This is a genomic window from Streptomyces sp. NBC_01428, from assembly GCF_036231965.1.
GTDB lineage: Bacteria > Actinomycetota > Actinomycetes > Streptomycetales > Streptomycetaceae > Streptomyces.
In genome coordinates this window covers 9,033,571-9,048,455 of record NZ_CP109499.1, presented here as the reverse complement: position 1 = coordinate 9,048,455, position 14,885 = coordinate 9,033,571, and the positions used below count along the sequence as shown (strand labels likewise).

The window sequence follows — 14,885 nt, the reverse complement described above, 5'->3', positions numbered from 1 at the left end:
AGGCAGCGCTGGTGGAGGGGCGCTCGGGCCGTCGTCCAGACGTGAATCGCCCTGCCCGGGCTTTTCGGTGGCGCGGAGAGGGGGTGGAGAGGGATGGGTCACTGGGGCTGGTTGCCGTGTTTGCGGGAGGGCTGGGGGACGTGCTTGGTGCGCAGGACGGCGAGGGCGTCGATCAGGCGGATGCGGGTCTCGGCGGGGTCGATGACGTCGTCGACGAGGCCGCGTTCGGCGGCGTAGTAGGGGTGCATGAGCTGGTCCCGGTATTCCTTGATGTGCTGGGTGCGGGTGGCCTCGGGGTCGTCGGCGGCGGCGATGTCGCGGCGGAAGATGACGCCGGCCGCGGCTTCCGCTCCCATGACGGCGATCTCGTTGCCGGGCCAGGCCAGGGAGAGGTCGGAGCCGATGGAGCGGGAGTCCATGACGATGTAGGCGCCGCCGTAGGCCTTGCGCAGGACGAGCTGGATGCGGGGGACGGTGGCGTTGCAGTAGGCGTAGAGGAGTTTCGCGCCGTGGCGGATGATCCCGTCGTGTTCCTGGCCGACGCCGGGCAGGAAGCCGGGGACGTCGACGAGGGTGACGAGGGGGATGTTGAAGGAGTCGCACATCTGGACGAAGCGGGCTGCTTTCTCGCTGCCCTTGATGTCGAGGGCGCCGGCGAGGTGGGCGGGCTGGTTGGCGACGATGCCGACCGTGTGGCCGTCCAGGCGGGCCAGTGCGCACAGCACGTTGGGGGCCCAGCGTTCGTGGACCTCGAAGAAGTCGCCGTCGTCGACGATCTCGGTGATGACGTGGCGCATGTCGTAGGCGCGGGTGGTGTCGTGGGGCACCAGGTCGCGCAGGGCGGGGGTGCGGCGGGCGGGGTCGTCGGTGCAGGGTTCGGCCGGGGGGTGTTCGCGGTTGTTGGCGGGCAGCAGGCAGAGCAGGTAGCGGACGTCGGTGAGGCAGTCGTCCTCGTCGTCGTAGGTGAAGGAGGCGACGCCGGAGAGGGTGGCGTGGGCGTCGGCGCCGCCCAGTTCCTCGTGGCTGACCTGTTCGCCGGTGACGGCACTGACGACGTCGGGGCCGGTGATGAACATCTGGGCGGTGCCGCGCACCATGAAGACGAAGTCGGTCAGGGCCGGGGAGTAGGCGGCTCCTCCGGCGCAGGGGCCCATCACGACGCTGATCTGCGGGATGATCCCGGAGTTGCGGACGTTGCGCTGGAAGATGCCGCCGTATCCGGCGAGCGCGGTGACGCCTTCCTGGATGCGGGCTCCGGCGCCGTCGCACAGGCCCACGATGGGGGCGCCCGCGGTGGCGGCCATGTCCATGATCTTGTGGATCTTCTCGGCGTGGGCCTCGCCGAGGGAGCCGGCGAAGATGCGGAAGTCGTGGGCGTAGGCGAAGACGGTGCGCCCGTACACGCGGCCCCAGCCGGTGACGACGCCGTCGGTGTGGGGGCGGTGGTCCTCCAGGCCGAAGCCGCTCGCGCGGTGCCGGCGCAGTCCTTCGATCTCGGTGAAGCGGCCGTCGTCGAAGAGGAGCGCGAGGCGTTCGCGGGCGGTGAGTTTGCCCTTGGCGTGCTGGGCGGCGGTGGCCCGTGGACCGGGTCCGTCGCGCAGGGTCTGCCGGAGTGCCTCGAGTTCGGCGAGTGTGCCGCGCCGCTGTCCCGGTGCGTCGTGCGGGGCGGTGATGGGCTCCGCGGGCATGGGTGTTCCCCCTCCGGCCGTCGTGGTGAGCCGCCGACCAGCGTGCGCCGGGGCGCTCGAGGGTGGTTGGAGTGGTGGACGATGTGGCGCGGGGCCGGGTCGTCCTTCGCCGCCGGGGGCCTGTCCCTGCCGTCCTCCTTCGTGAAGGTCAGGGGGTGTCTCGACGGTGAACAGGTCTGTCTGGCCCGTTCTTGGGCGGTGGTGGTGGGGGTTGGGGGCTGTGGTGTTTCTCCACCGGGCTGCGAGCGGTCGTCGAGGGCGGGTCGGCATGCTCGGGCTCGTGAGCTCCGATGCGGCCTGGCGTGAGACGTGAGGAGCTCGGACCGCCCGTCGGCGCTCCCACCCCCCGAGGGTGCCGGCGGGCCGGTCCATCGCGGGCGCGACGCGTATGGGCCCTGCCGCGGGGCGTGCCTGCCCGGGAGGGGCGGGGTGCGCGGTTGCGGGGCGGGTTCGGGCGCACGGAGCCCGACCGCTCGGGCAGGGTTCGATCTGCCGGGCCGGGCGGTCGACGGCCCGTTTCCGGCCGGGACGACCGGCCGGCTCCAGACGAAGGAGACACCGACAGTGGACACCACCTGGTTCCGACGCTTCACCGCCCCGGGCGACGGGCCGCGGCTCGTGTGCTTCCCGCACGCCGGGGGTTCGGCGACGGCGTATCTGCCGCTGGCGCGGACGCTGCCCGCTGACCTCGATGTGGTGTCCGTGCAGTATCCGGGGCGCCAGGACCGCTACCGCGAGGCGCCGTTCACCTCGATCGCCGCGCTCGTCGATGCGGTGGCCGGGCACCTGGCCGAGGAGCTGGAGAAGGATCCCTCACGGCCGTACGCCCTGTTCGGTCACAGCATGGGCGCGCTCGTCGCGTTCGAGACGGCCCGGCTGCTCGCCGCGCGTGAACTGCCTTCCGCGCAGCGGCTGTTCCTGTCCGGTCGGGGCGCGCCGGGCCCGCGGACCAGTGAGCACTATCAGTTCTTCGAGGACGCCGACGTGCTGGCCGAGGTGCGCCGGCTGGGTGGTACCGATCAGGCGATGCTCGACAATGCCGAGGTCATGGAGATGGTGCTGCCGGGGCTGCGGGCCGACTACCGGGCCCTTGGCACCTATCGGTGGCGGGAGGGTGAGCCGCTCGCGGCCCCGATATCGGTGCTGGTCGGGGACAGCGACCCGATGGTGAGTGTCGAGGAGGCCGTGACGTGGCGGGAGCACACCGGGGGCGACTTCGCGCTGAAGGTGTTCTCCGGCGGTCACTTCTATCTGGCCGACCACCTCGGTGGGATCGCCGCGACCGTGACGGAGGGGCTGCTCGCCGGGACGGGCGCCCGCTGACCCGTCCCGGGCCGGACACGTCGGCGGGCCGCGGGACGGGTCCGTGCCCGGGCCCGTGCGCGTGTCCGTGCCCGCGCTCGTGTCCGGGTCGTGCCGTGCTGTGGCTCGATGTGGCTGGTTGACCCTGACCCGGGGTCAGGGTGAACGCTGATCCCATGACCACTTCCCCCACGGCTTCCTGGTCCGGCATGGTTCCCGTCGACGACACGGCGCTGGCCGTCACCGACACGCGCGGCCCCGGCCGGGCCGTCGTCTATCTCAACGGCGCCTACGCCGGCCGGCGGCCCTGGCGGCCCGTCATCGCCGAACTCGGCGCCGGCTGGCGGCACATCACGTTCGACGGGCGGGCCCGCGGCCGCTCGCGCCGGTCGGCGGACTACTCCTTCGAGGCGGCGCTGCGCGACATCGACGCCGTCCTCGGCGCGAGGGGCGTCGACCGGCCGCTGCTGGTCGGCTGGTCCTACGGCGCCTCACTCGCCGTGCACTGGGCCGAGCGCAACCCCGGCCGCGCGCTCGGCGTGGTGTGCGTGGACGGGGCGGTCCCCTACGGTCTGACCGGTGAGGCGGGGCGGGCGCGGATCCGGCGCCTGTTCCGCCGGATGCGGCTGCTGCTGCCGCTGGTGCGGCCCTTCGGGCTGGCCGCGCGGATGAGCGCCGACCGGCACGCCGACGTCAACATCGAGGCCAACGAGATCACCGCGGCCATCGGACCGGTGCTGGACCGGGTGGCGTGCCCGGTGCGTTTCGTCCTCGCCACCGGGGCGAGCCTGGGCGGTCAGGAGGAGGAGATGGAGGAGATGCGGGCCTCGCTGGACCCGGTGCTCGCCCGCAACCGGGACATCCGGGTGAGCGCGAAGGTCGCGAGCAACCACTCCCACATCCTGCGCAAGGATTTCCGGGCGGTGGCCGCGGCGGTCCGTGAGACAGCGGCCGCCCTCGACGGCGGGGCGCGCTGACCTCATGGTGTACGGGCTCACGATCGGGCAGGCGGCGGCGTTCGCCGGTGTCACGGTCAAGGCGGTGCGCCACTACCACCGGCTCGGTCTGGTGGAGGAACCCGGGCGGGACGGTTCGGGCTATCGGCGGTACGGGTCGGCGCAGATGCTGCGGCTGGTGCAGGTGCGGACGCTGGCCGGCGCGGGGGTGCCGCTCGCCGAGATCGCCGGGCTTCTCGACGGGGATCCGGAGGGGTTCGCGGCGGCGCTGGAGGATGTCGAGCGCCGGCTCACCGAGCGGATCGAGGAGCTGATCGCGCGGCGGGCGGTGCTGCACCGGCTGGCCTCCGGGGACCGGCTGCTGCTGCCGGAGCGGGCCTGCGCGGTGCTGGACCGGCTCGCCGGGCTGGGGGTCGGTGCCGCGTACGTGGCGATCCAGCAGGAGGCGCTGGTCCTGGCGCGGGCTCTGGTGCCGGAGGTGTTCGAGAGTTTCCTGCAGCATCTGGAGCACCAGCTGGCCGATCCGCAGTACGTCGAGCTGGTGCGGCGCTGTCAGGACGCGGAGGCGTGGGATGCGGACGATCCGCGGCTCGATGAGCTGGCGGCCGCGCTGGCCGCCAAGGTGCTGGCCCATCGCGAGGAGCTGTCGATGCCGGCGGCGTTCCGGGCCAGGCCCGATGCCGCCACCCGGTACGGGCTGATCAACCATCACCGTGAGGACCAGGCGCCTGCGGCGGTGCGGCTGACGGAGCTGCTGGAGGCGAACCTGCGGGCGGCCGGGGTGGAGGTTCCGCAGCAGTGAGCGCCCCCGGGCGGCTCGGCTGGTGGCCGGCCGCCGGGTCCCGCGGGCGGGGCGGGTCAGGGGTAGGTGTGGAAGCCGCGGCCGGACTTCTTTCCCAGCAGGCCGCCCTCGACCATGCGCAGCAGCAGGGGCGGCGGGGCGTAGAGGGGTTCCTTGTACTCCTCGTACATGGCCCGGGCGATGGAGACGGTGGTGTCCAGGCCGATGAGGTCGGCCAGGCGCAGCGGTCCCATGGGGTGGGAGCAGCCCTGGGTCATGCCCTGGTCGATGGTGTCGGCGTCGGCGAGGCCGGATTCGAGCATGCGGACGGCGCTGAGCAGGTAGGGGAAGAGGAGGGCGTTGACGAGGAAGCCGGCCCGGTCCGGGGAGGTGATGGGTTTCTTGCCCAGGACGTCGCGGACGAAGGTCTCGGCGCGGGTGCTGACCGCCCGGTCGGTGAGGACGGAGTCGATGACTTCGACGAGCGGGAGTACGGGGACGGGGTTGAAGAAGTGCAGGCCCAGGACCTGGGCGGGGCGGCGGGTGGCGGCGGCGAGGCGGGCGATCGGGATGGAGGAGGTGTTGGTCGCCAGGATCGCGTCGGGGTCCTCGACGATCTTGTCGAGGGTGGCGAACAGGTCCTGTTTGAGGGGCTCGTCCTCCTTGACGGCCTCGATCACCAGGTGGCGGTCGGCGAGTTGGCCCAGGTCGCGGGTGAACGAGACGCGGGCCAGGGCTTGGTCGCGGTCGGCGGGGGTGAGTTTGCCCTTGGTGACGCCGCGGTCGAGGGAGGCGGTGAGGCGTCGGGGTGCGGTGTCCAGGGAGGTTTCGGAGAACACCACGACCCGCACGTCCAGGCCTGCTTTGGCGCAGAGTTCGGCGATGCCGGTGCCCATGATGCCGCTGCCGACGACACCGACCCGGTCGATGCCGGTGTCGGTGCTGCCGGTGTTGCCGGTTCTGGTGTCGGTGTGGTGCGTGGTGGTGGTCATGTGGGGTTCCCCCAGGTCAGAAGTGATGCTCCGATCGACATGCCGCCGCCGAACCCGGCGAGGAGCACCAGGTCGCCCGGGTTGAGGGCTCCGCTGCGGTTCGCGTCGTCGAGGGCGACGGGCACGGAGGCGCTGCCGACGTTGCCGTAGCGGATCAGGGTGCGGTGGGTCTGTGCGCCGGCCAGGCCGGTGCGTTCGACGAGGTCGGTGAGCATGACGCCGTTGGCCTGGTGGGGGACGAAGTGGTCGACGGCGGCGATGTCGACGCCGGCCCGGTCGGCGAGGGCGGTCAGGGCGGGCGGGACGTGTTCGGCGACGAAGTCGCGTACGCCGCGGCCGTCCATCCTGAAGTGGTGGCCGCCCTCGGCGAGGGTCTGCGCGGAGGCGGGGTTGCGGCTGCCGCCTGCTTCGACGCGGATGAGGTGGTGGGCGTCGCCGCGGCTGGACAGGTCGCTCGCGATGATGCCGCAGGGGTCCGGGACGGTGCCGACGACGGCAGCTCCGGCGCCGTCGGCGAAGAGGATCGCGGTCCTGCGGTCGGTGAGGTCCAGGATGCGGGAGTACACGTCCGCGCCGATCACCAGGGCGCGGGCGGTGGGGTGTTGGGCGATGAGGCTGTGGGCGAGGGCGAGGGCGTAGACGAAGCCGCTGCACACGACGTTGACGTCGAAGCAGGCCGCGTTCCAGGCGCCCAGTGCGCTTTGGACGAGGTAGGAGGTGGGGGGCTGGGGGAAGTCGCCGGTGGAGGTCGACACGATGACGTAGTCGATCTGATCGGCGTTCAGTCCTGCCTGGTCCAGGGCGCGTTCGGCGGCGAGGGTGGCGAGGTCGGAGGTCGCCTCGTGGGGGGCGGCGTAGCGGCGGGTGCGGATCTGGGTCTTGGCCTCGATCCACTGGGGGGTGACGCCGACGCGTTCGGCGATCTCGTCGTTGGTGACCTCGTGCTTGGGCAGGTAGGAGCCGGTGGAGAGGATGCCGATGCCCACGTCAGGTCCCCTCGGCGGGTGCGGGGTTGGTGCGCAGGGGGTTGAGGCGGGCGGCGCCGATCTTCTCGCGCAGGGCGGGGTCGGTGACGCCGAGTCCTTCCCGGGGGGCCAGGCACAGGACGCCGACCTTTCCGGTGTGGCGGTTGAGCTGGACCAGGCGGGCGGCCTCGCCCACGTCCTTGAGGGGGAACACCGTCGACAGGACCGGGGCGAGGTGTCCCAGGCGGAACAGGCGGTTGCATTCGGCCTGTTCCTGGAGGTTGGCGGCGTGGCTGCCGATGATCCGTTTGAGGTTCATCCACAGGTAGCGGTTGTCGAAGTGGTGGTCGTATCCGGTGCTGGATCCGCAGGTGACGACGGTGCCGCCCTTGCGGACGACGAACACCGAGATGCCGAAGGTGGCGCGGCCGACGTAGTCGAAGACGACGTGCGGGTCCTCGCCGGTCTGGCGGCGGATCTCGCGGCCCAGGCGCTTGCCCAGTTCGATGGTCCGTTCGGGGGTGGGGGCGTCGTCGCCGCCCATGCCGATCTCGTTGCGGTTGATCACGATGTCGCAGCCCAGGCGGCGCAGTGCGGTGGCCTTCGCTTCGGAGCTGACGACGCCGACGGCGATGCCGCCCGCGTTCTTGACCATCTGGACGGCGTACGCGCCGAGTCCGCCGGTGGCGCCCCAGATGAGGACGATGTCGCCCTGTTTGATGCGGGCGCCGTTGTCGCCGACGAGCATCCGGTAGGAGGTGGCGGCGGTCAGCAGGACGCTCGCGGACTCCTCCCAGGTGAGGTGGGCCGGCTTGGGCAGGAGCTGGCTGGCGCGGACGACGGCGTAGTGGGCGAGGCCGCCGAAGTTGGTCTCGTATCCCCAGATCCGCTGGCGGGTGCCGAGCATGGCGTCGGCGTGGGTGGCGGGTTCCTGTTCGTCGACCTGGACGCAGGAGGCGACGACGTGGTCGCCGCTCTTCCAGTGCCGTACGCCTGCCCCGGTCTTGACGACGATGCCGGCGGCGTCGGAGCCGACGACGTGGTGGGGCAGGTCGTGGCGGGCGGCGTGGGCGCCCTCGCGGGCGTGGCGCTTGAGGAAGGCGAAGGTGGGGACGGGTTCGAAGGTCGCCGACCAGACGGTGTTGTAGTTGATGGAGCTGGCCATGACGGCGACGACGACCTCGTCGGGGGCGATGTCGGGCATCGGGACGGGGCCGACGTGCAGGGACTTGCGGACGTCCTTGTCCTCGACGCCGTCGAACATGCCGGCGTCGGCGGCCAGCAGGTGGGCTGCCTGGTAGGTGGCGGGCAGGTCGTGTCGTGCGAGGTCGTGCGGTCCCGCCCCGTCCAGCAGGGCCTGGGTCAAAGCGTCCATGATCGCCTTTCTGGTCCGCTGTGGTCACGGGGGCGGGTGTGCCGTGCGGCACGGGGGTGAGCGCGTCGGGTCCGCGGCGCGGTGGTGGGCGTGCTCACAGGACGGAGCCGTTGCTGGTCCTCCTGCGCAGGCTGGGCCTGCTGGAGCGGGTGAGGTCCTGCCACATGTCGGACAGGCCCATGACGGTGCGGGCGGCGAACAGGCGGCGGATGGAGACTTCCTGGTTGAGTTCGGCGCGGATCAGGCCGACGAGGCGGATGGCGCGCAGCGAGTTGCCGCCGAGGTCGAAGAAGTCCTCGTCGATGCCGACCCGGTCCAGTTCGAGGACGTCGGCGAAGGCCGCGGCCAGGATCTTCTCGGTGTCGTTGCGGGGGGCCTTGTGGGTGTCGTGGTCGGTGACCGGTGTCGGCTCGGGCAGTGCGGTGCGGTCGATGCGTCCGCCGGGGGTCAGCGGCAGCCGGTCGAGGACGGTGAACAGGGCGGGGACCAGGGGTTCGGGCAGCCGGGCGGCGGTGAAGCGGCGCAGTTCGTCGTCCTGGACGGTGCTCGAGGCGTTCGCGGGGACGACGTAGGCGAGGAGCCGGGGGCGGCCGGCGCTGTCGGGGCGGACGGTGACGGCGGACTGGGCGAGGGCGGGGTGCTCGGCCAGGGCTTCCTCGGTCTCGGCGAGTTCGACGCCGGTGCCGCGTAGTTCGGCCCGGGTGCCGGGGCCGCCGACGTGGGTGAGGCGGCCGTCCTCGTCGCGGCGTACGCGGTCCCCGGTGCGGTACATGAGGCTGCCGGGCGGGCCGGCGGGGCAGGGGACGAAGCGGGTGGCGGTGGCGGCGGGGTGGCCCGGGTAGCCGCGGGTCACGCCGGGGCCGGCCACGTACAGCTCTCCGGTGACGCCGGCGGGGACCGGTGCGAGGCCCGGGCCCAGTACGTGCAGGGCGGTGTCGTGGCTCGGGTGGCCGATCGTGCCCGCGGGGGGCAGCGGCTGGTCCGCGCTCACCAGGTGGCGGGCGGCGAACACGGTGCTCTCGGCGCTGCCGTGGCCGGTGACGACGTTCAGGTGGGGGCAGGCCTCGCGGATGCGGCGCAGCGCGGCGGCGGGCGCGCGGTCGCCGCCGGTGACCAGCTGGCGCAGCGGGGCGAGGAGTTCGGGGCGGCGGGCGGCGAGCGCGGTGAGGCGGGCTGCGGGCAGCCACAGGGTGGTGATGGTGTCGGTGCCCCCGATCCGGGCCAGGGTGTCGTCCTCCCGTTCCCCGGGGGGTGTCACGACCACCCGGGCGCCGTTGAGGAGCGGTGTCCACAGTTCGAGGGCGAGGGCCTCGACGGTGTGCGGGCCGTGCCACAGCACGGTGTGCTCGCCGGTCTGGCGCCAGAGGGGGTCGGCCGCGAAGCGGGCCAGGTTGCGGTGGGTGAGGGCGACGGGCGCGCCGGTCCCGCCGTCGAGTGGGGTGTCCGCGACGGCGAACAGGCCGTGCGGGTGGGCGGGGAGCGGGTGGTGCGCCGCCGCGGCGTCGTCGGCGGTGGCCGGGGCGGGGTCGTCGAGGACGATCACGGACAGGTCCGCGACGGCGGGGAGGATGGCGGCGGTCGCCGGGTCGGTGAGCAGGACGCGCGCGAAGGAACGGGCGGCCTGCGTGGTGAGGTCACCGGCCGCGAGGGCGGGGTCCAGGGGCAGCCAGGCGGCGCCGGTCTTCGCGACCGCCAGCAGGGCGACGGCCAGGTCCGCCGAGCGGGGCAGGGCGACCGCCACGACTGTCTCGGCCGCCACCGTGCGGGCGCGCAGGTCGGTGGCCAGCAGGCTTGAGCGGGCGTCCAGTTCGCGGTAGGTGAGGGTCGTGTCCCCGTCGGTGAGGGCGGCGGCGTCGGGGGTGCGTTCGGCCTGCCGCGCGAACAGGTGGGTGACCGTCTCCTGCGCGGCCGGGAGGCGGGGCTCCTGCCGGCGGGCCGCGGTGGGCGTCCGCTCTCCTACGGCGTCGGCGGTCACGTCCAGGGAGCCGACGGGCTGGTCGCCGGCGGCGACCAGGGCGCGGACGTGGGCGATGAGTTCCTCGCCGATGAAGCGCAGTTCGGGGCGGGTGTAGAGGTGTTCGGGGGCGTCGAGGCGGATGAACAGGTCGCTGTCGGCGCTGCCGTCGGTGTAGACGCCGATGGACAGTTCGTCGAAGGTGCCGGTCGTCGCGCCGAAGTAGCGGGCCGGGCTGTCGCCGAAGTGGAGCTGCTGCACGAACTCGACGACGTTCAGGACGACGCCGAAGCTGCCGCGGTCGCTCAGGGTGGTGCCGGCGGCGCGCTGGATGTCGGAGTAGTGGCAGGCGGCGTGGTCGAAGATCTCGTACGTCTCGTCGACGAGCGTGTCGGCGATCTCGGTGAACGTCGCGTTCAGCGGCACCGTGGCGCGGACCGGGACCACGTTGACGGCGAGGCCGGGTGTTCTGCTGGCGACGCCGACGCGGTTGCCGACGGCCAGGGAGAGGAGGAAGTCGGGGCGGTCGCAGCGGTGCCGGACGAACACCGCGGCGGCGGCGGTCAGCATCGTGGACATCCATACGCCCATGGACTGCGCGGTCTCGGTCCAGGTGGCCGCCTCGGCGCGCGGGACGGTCAGGGTGCGGCTGGCCATGCCGATGGCGCCGGCCACCTGTGACCAGCGGTCGGCGCTGCTGAGCGGTTCGGCGAGCGCGGCGCGGGTGGTGTCGGACAGGGCGATGCGCGGGAGGCGGGCGGGCGGCGGCGCGTCGGTCAGGTAGTCGCGCCAGAACGCGGTGTCCTCGGTGAACTGCGGGGAGGCGAGGTAGCGGTCGGACGCGGCGGTGAAGGAGGCGGTGTCCCACTCGTGTTCGAGCGGCGGGACGTTCTCCCCGCGGGCGAGGGCCGTGTAGGCCTCGGCGAGGCGGCGGGAGAGGAGGCCGCCGGCGCCGAAGCCGTCGGATATGAGGTGGTGGTAGGCGATCACCAGGAGGGAGCGGTCCGCGGCGAGTTTCACCACGCCGAGCCGGAACAGCAGGTCCCGTTCCAGGTCGAAGGGCTCGCGCACCAGGTCGGCGAGCGCCTCGCGGGCCGCCTGTTCGGGGTCCGGCTCGGCGGCGAGGTCCAGGAGGAAGGGCCGCCAGTCGCCCAGGGTGCGGGGCACCAGGCGCAGCCCGTCCCCCGCCGTGTCGGTGAAGGTGACGCGCAGCACCTCCGCCTCGCCCATCACGTGCAGGAACGCGGACTCCATGACCGCCGCGTCCAGGTCGCCGGCCACGTCCCACATGGTCAGCGCATGGTTCGGCGTGTCGGAAGCCATTTCCTGTGCCCGCCACAGCCCCTGGTGCGCAGACGACGCGCCGAACGAAGGCATACAGATCAACCCCTCAGCAAACAGGCCCGAATCGGAGGATTTCGCAGATCACCCCCACTGTCGGGGAAGTGACACAGCCGTTCAATGCACCCGGGTGCCCGGCGGGCGGGGGCCGCGGTGGTGCTTGCGGTGTCCCGCCGGCGGGACGCTCCCGCCGGGCGCGGGGGCGCCCGGCGGGGTGGTTCAGCTCGGTTCGCGGGTGGCCAGCAGGGACAGGACGTGGCCGGTGACGCGGCGGGGTGGTTCAGCTCGGTTCGCGGGTGGCCAGCAGGGACAGGACGTGGCCGGTGACGCGGCGGGGTGGTTCAGCTCGGTTCGCGGGTGGCCAGCAGGGACAGGACGTGGCCGGTGACGCGGCGGGGCGAGGGGTGGCGCAGCACCATGTTCGCCCGCAGTTTGAGTCCGGTGGAGGCGGTCAGGCGTTTGCTGAGTTCCGCCGAGAGCAGGGAGTCGAAGCCGAGTTCCTTGAACTCCTGGTCGGGGCCCACGAGTTGGCCGGAGGCGTGTCCGAGGACGACGGCGACCTTCTCCAGGACGTGGTCCAGCAGGACGGCGCCCGCCTCCTTTTCGGGGAGGGCGGCGAGCCGTTGCGGCAGGGGGACGGGCGGCTCGCCGGCGGGCGGTGCGGACGGGGTGTCCTCGGGGGCGGCGGTCTCGGCGGTGGTGGTGCGGGTGGAGTCGAGCCAGTACCGCCGGTGCTGGAAGGCGTAGGTGGGCAGGTCGACCCGGTGGCGGGTCCCGAAGAGGGGGGTGAGGTCCGCCGGGCCGCCCTGGACGTGGAGTTGGGCGAGGTTGGCGACGACGGAGGCGACCTCGTCGCGGTTGCGGCGGATCGAGGACAGGACGAGTGCGTCGTCGAGGTCCTCGACGCTCTCCTGCACCGGGACGGTCAGGACGGGGTGCGGGCTCATCTCGATGAACACGCGGAACCCGTCGTCGGCCACCTTCCGTACCGATGTGGCGAATTGGACCTTTTCGCGGAGGTTGTCGTACCAGTAGCCGGCGTTCAGCCGGGTGGTGTCGATGACCTCGCCGTACAGGGTGGAGCAGAAGGGCACCGTCGATGTCCTGGGGGTCAGGTCGGTGAGCGGGCCCAGCACCTGCTCGCGGACGCGGGTCACGTGGTGGGAGTGGGAGGCGTAGTCGACGGAGATCCTGCGGGCCTGGGTGCCTTCGGCGTTCATCTTCTCGATGAACTCGTCCAGGGCCTCCGGCTCTCCGGAGACCACCACGGAGCGGGGCCCGTTGACGACGGCGACGCTCACCTGGCCGCTCCAGGGCGCGATCTTCTCCTGGACGGTCTGTTCCGGTGCGGCGACCGAGGCCATCGCGCCGTGTCCGATCAGGTCCACCAGTGCCTTGCTGCGCAGGGCCACGATCTTCGTGGCGTCGCGCAGGGACAGTGCGCCGCACACGTGGGCGGCGGCTATCTCGCCCTGGCTGTGGCCGATCACCGCGGCCGGTTCCACGCCCCAGGACCGCCACAGGGCGGCGAGCGACACCATGACGGAGAACAGGGCCGGCTGCAGGACGTCCACCCGGTCCAGTCCCGGTGCGCCGTCGGTGGCGCGCAGCACGTCCAGCAGGGACCAGTCGGTCCACTCGGCGAGGGCCTCGGCGCACGCGTCGAGGCAGTGGGCGAAGGCGGGGAAGGTGTCGTAGAGCCGGCGTCCCATGCCCACCCACTGCGAGCCCTGTCCGGGGAAGACGAAGACGGTGCCGCCGGGGGTGCCCGCGCGGCCGCGGACCACGCCGGGGCTGTCCTGGCCCCGGCTCAGGGAGGTGAGGCCGTCGAGGAGTTCGGCGCGGGTGCGGCCCAGGACGACCGCGCGGTGCTCGAAGCGTGAGCGGCTGGACAGCAGCGACCAGCCGACGGCGGCGAGGTCCACGCCGGTGTCGGCGGCGGTGGCGTCGCGCAGTCTGGCCGCCTGCTGTTCGAGGGCCGCCGCACTCTTGGCGGACACCACCCAGGGCACCAGGCCGCCCGCGACGCCCGCGGCCGGGGCGGGCCCGCTCTGCGCGTCGGCCCGTGCGCCGCGGCCTGGCTGCGGGGCCGGTTCGCTGTGCGGGGCCGGTTCGCTGTCCTCGGGGGCTTCCTCCAGGATCACGTGCACGTTGGTGCCGCTCACGCCGAACGACGACACCCCGGCGCGCCGCGGGCCCTGGGGCTTGTCCCATCGGCGTCCCCGGGTGAGCAGTTCGACGCCGGCCGCGGTCCAGTCCACGTGCGGGGAGGGGGCGTCCACGTGCAGGGTGCGGGGCAGATGGCGGTGGCGGATGGCCTGGACGGCCTTGATGACGGAGGCGACGCCGGCGGCGGCCTGGGCGTGGCCCATGTTCGACTTCAGCGATCCCAGCCACAGGGGCCGGCCCGGCTCGCGGTCCTGGCCGTAGGCGGCCAGCAGGGCGCCCGCCTCGATGGGGTCGCCGAGGACGGTTCCGGTGCCGTGCGCCTCGACCAGGTCGACCTCGCGGGCGCTGACCCGGGCGTTCGCCAGCGCCTTGCGGATGACGTTCTCCTGGGCGCGGCCGTTGGGGGCGGTCAGGCCGTTGCTGGCGCCGTCCTGGTTGACGGCGGAGCCGGCGACGACGGCGAGGACGGGGTGGCCGTTGCGGCGGGCGTCGGACAGTTTCTCCAGCAGGAGCACGCCCACGCCCTCGGCCCAGCCGGTGCCGTCCGCGCCGGCGGCGAAGGACTTGCAGCGGCCGTCGGGGGCCAGGCCCTTCTGGCGGGAGAACTCCACGAACAGTTCGGTCGTCGACATCACCAGGGCGCCGCCCGCCAGCGCCAGGGAGCACTCCCCCGCCCGCAGGGACTGTGCCGCCAGGTGCAGGGCGACCAGGGAGGAGGAGCAGGCGGTGTCCACGGACAGGGCCGGTCCGGTCAGGCCCATCTCGTAGGCGACGCGGCCGGAGGCGACGCTGAGGGTGCTGCCGTGCAGGACGTAGCCCTCCAGGCCGTTCTTCTGCCCTTCCAGGAAGCGGGAGCCGTACTCGGAGGAGCTGACGCCGGTGAACACGCCGACGTCGGTGCCGCGCACGGTGGCGGGGACGATGCCGGCCCGCTCGAAGGCCTCCCAGGAGGTCTCCAGGAGCAGGCGCTGCTGCGGGTCGGTGGCGAGGGCCTCGCGGGGGCTGATGCCGAAGAAGTCCGCGTCGAATCCGGCGACGTCGGACAGGAACCCGCCGTGGCGGACGTAGGAGGTGCCGACGGTGTCGGGGTCGGGGTCGTAGACGTCGCGCCAGCCGCGGTCGGTGGGGAACGCGCCGACGACGTCGCGGCCCTCGTGGATCACCTCCCACAGGTCCTCGGGGCTCGACACGTCTCCGGGGTAGCGGCAGGCCATGGCGACGACGGCGATGGGCTCGCCGTGGCCGGCCTTGAGGGCGTCGTTCTCCTGCCGGAGCCGGTCGCGTTCCTCCAGCAGGGTGCGCAGGGCCCGCTGGACCCGGTCGGCGCCGTCCGCTGTGCGCTCTGCGGGGTTGGTGGTCATG

Annotated in this window: 9 protein-coding genes; 3 read left to right on the top strand and 6 right to left on the bottom strand. The window is 73.0% G+C overall.

The annotated features are described in order from the left end of the window. Window positions 1-98: 98 nt before the first annotated feature. Window positions 99-1,688 carry an acyl-CoA carboxylase subunit beta gene (locus tag OG406_RS39240; RefSeq protein WP_329183039.1) on the bottom strand — a complete coding sequence of 530 codons (1,590 nt, stop codon included), beginning with the start codon at window positions 1,686-1,688 and terminating at the stop codon, window positions 99-101. Between the two features lie 564 nt (window positions 1,689-2,252). Between OG406_RS39240 and OG406_RS39235 the strand changes: the two genes are divergently transcribed. From OG406_RS39235 to OG406_RS39225, 3 genes are all read left to right on the top strand, one after another. Next, a complete protein-coding gene (locus OG406_RS39235) occupies window positions 2,253-3,011 on the top strand; it encodes a thioesterase II family protein (RefSeq protein WP_267052133.1) in 759 nt (252 codons plus the stop codon). A gap of 155 nt (window positions 3,012-3,166) precedes the next feature. Beyond that, window positions 3,167-3,967 (top strand): alpha/beta fold hydrolase, encoded by an 801-nt coding sequence (locus OG406_RS39230; RefSeq protein WP_266621101.1) that lies wholly within the window; start codon window positions 3,167-3,169, stop codon window positions 3,965-3,967. Between the two features lie 4 nt (window positions 3,968-3,971). Beyond that, window positions 3,972-4,748 (top strand): MerR family transcriptional regulator, encoded by a 777-nt coding sequence (locus OG406_RS39225; RefSeq protein WP_164370969.1) that lies wholly within the window; start codon window positions 3,972-3,974, stop codon window positions 4,746-4,748. A gap of 56 nt (window positions 4,749-4,804) precedes the next feature. Here the strand turns inward: OG406_RS39225 and OG406_RS39220 are convergent, their stop codons facing one another. The 5 genes from OG406_RS39220 to OG406_RS39200 form a co-directional block, all read right to left on the bottom strand. Further along, the gene (locus OG406_RS39220; protein ID WP_329183048.1) at window positions 4,805-5,719 is read right to left on the bottom strand and encodes a 3-hydroxybutyryl-CoA dehydrogenase; all 915 of its coding nucleotides are present in this window, start codon (window positions 5,717-5,719) and stop codon (window positions 4,805-4,807) included. Continuing rightward, on the bottom strand, window positions 5,716-6,705 hold the full coding sequence (locus OG406_RS39215) for a 3-oxoacyl-ACP synthase III family protein (RefSeq protein WP_329183050.1): 990 nt from the start codon (window positions 6,703-6,705) through the stop codon (window positions 5,716-5,718). The genes OG406_RS39220 and OG406_RS39215 overlap by 4 nt, the downstream gene beginning before the upstream one ends. Window position 6,706: 1 nt before the next feature. Then, window positions 6,707-8,059, bottom strand: coding sequence for a crotonyl-CoA carboxylase/reductase (ccrA, locus tag OG406_RS39210; RefSeq protein ID WP_329183051.1), 1,353 nt, complete (start codon window positions 8,057-8,059; stop codon window positions 6,707-6,709). Between the two features lie 94 nt (window positions 8,060-8,153). Beyond that, window positions 8,154-11,390 (bottom strand): AMP-binding protein, encoded by a 3,237-nt coding sequence (locus OG406_RS39205; RefSeq protein ID WP_329183052.1) that lies wholly within the window; start codon window positions 11,388-11,390, stop codon window positions 8,154-8,156. 305 nt (window positions 11,391-11,695) lie between these two features. Continuing rightward, a complete protein-coding gene (locus OG406_RS39200) occupies window positions 11,696-14,884 on the bottom strand; it encodes a type I polyketide synthase (RefSeq protein ID WP_329183054.1) in 3,189 nt (1,062 codons plus the stop codon). Window position 14,885 lies beyond the last annotated feature (1 nt).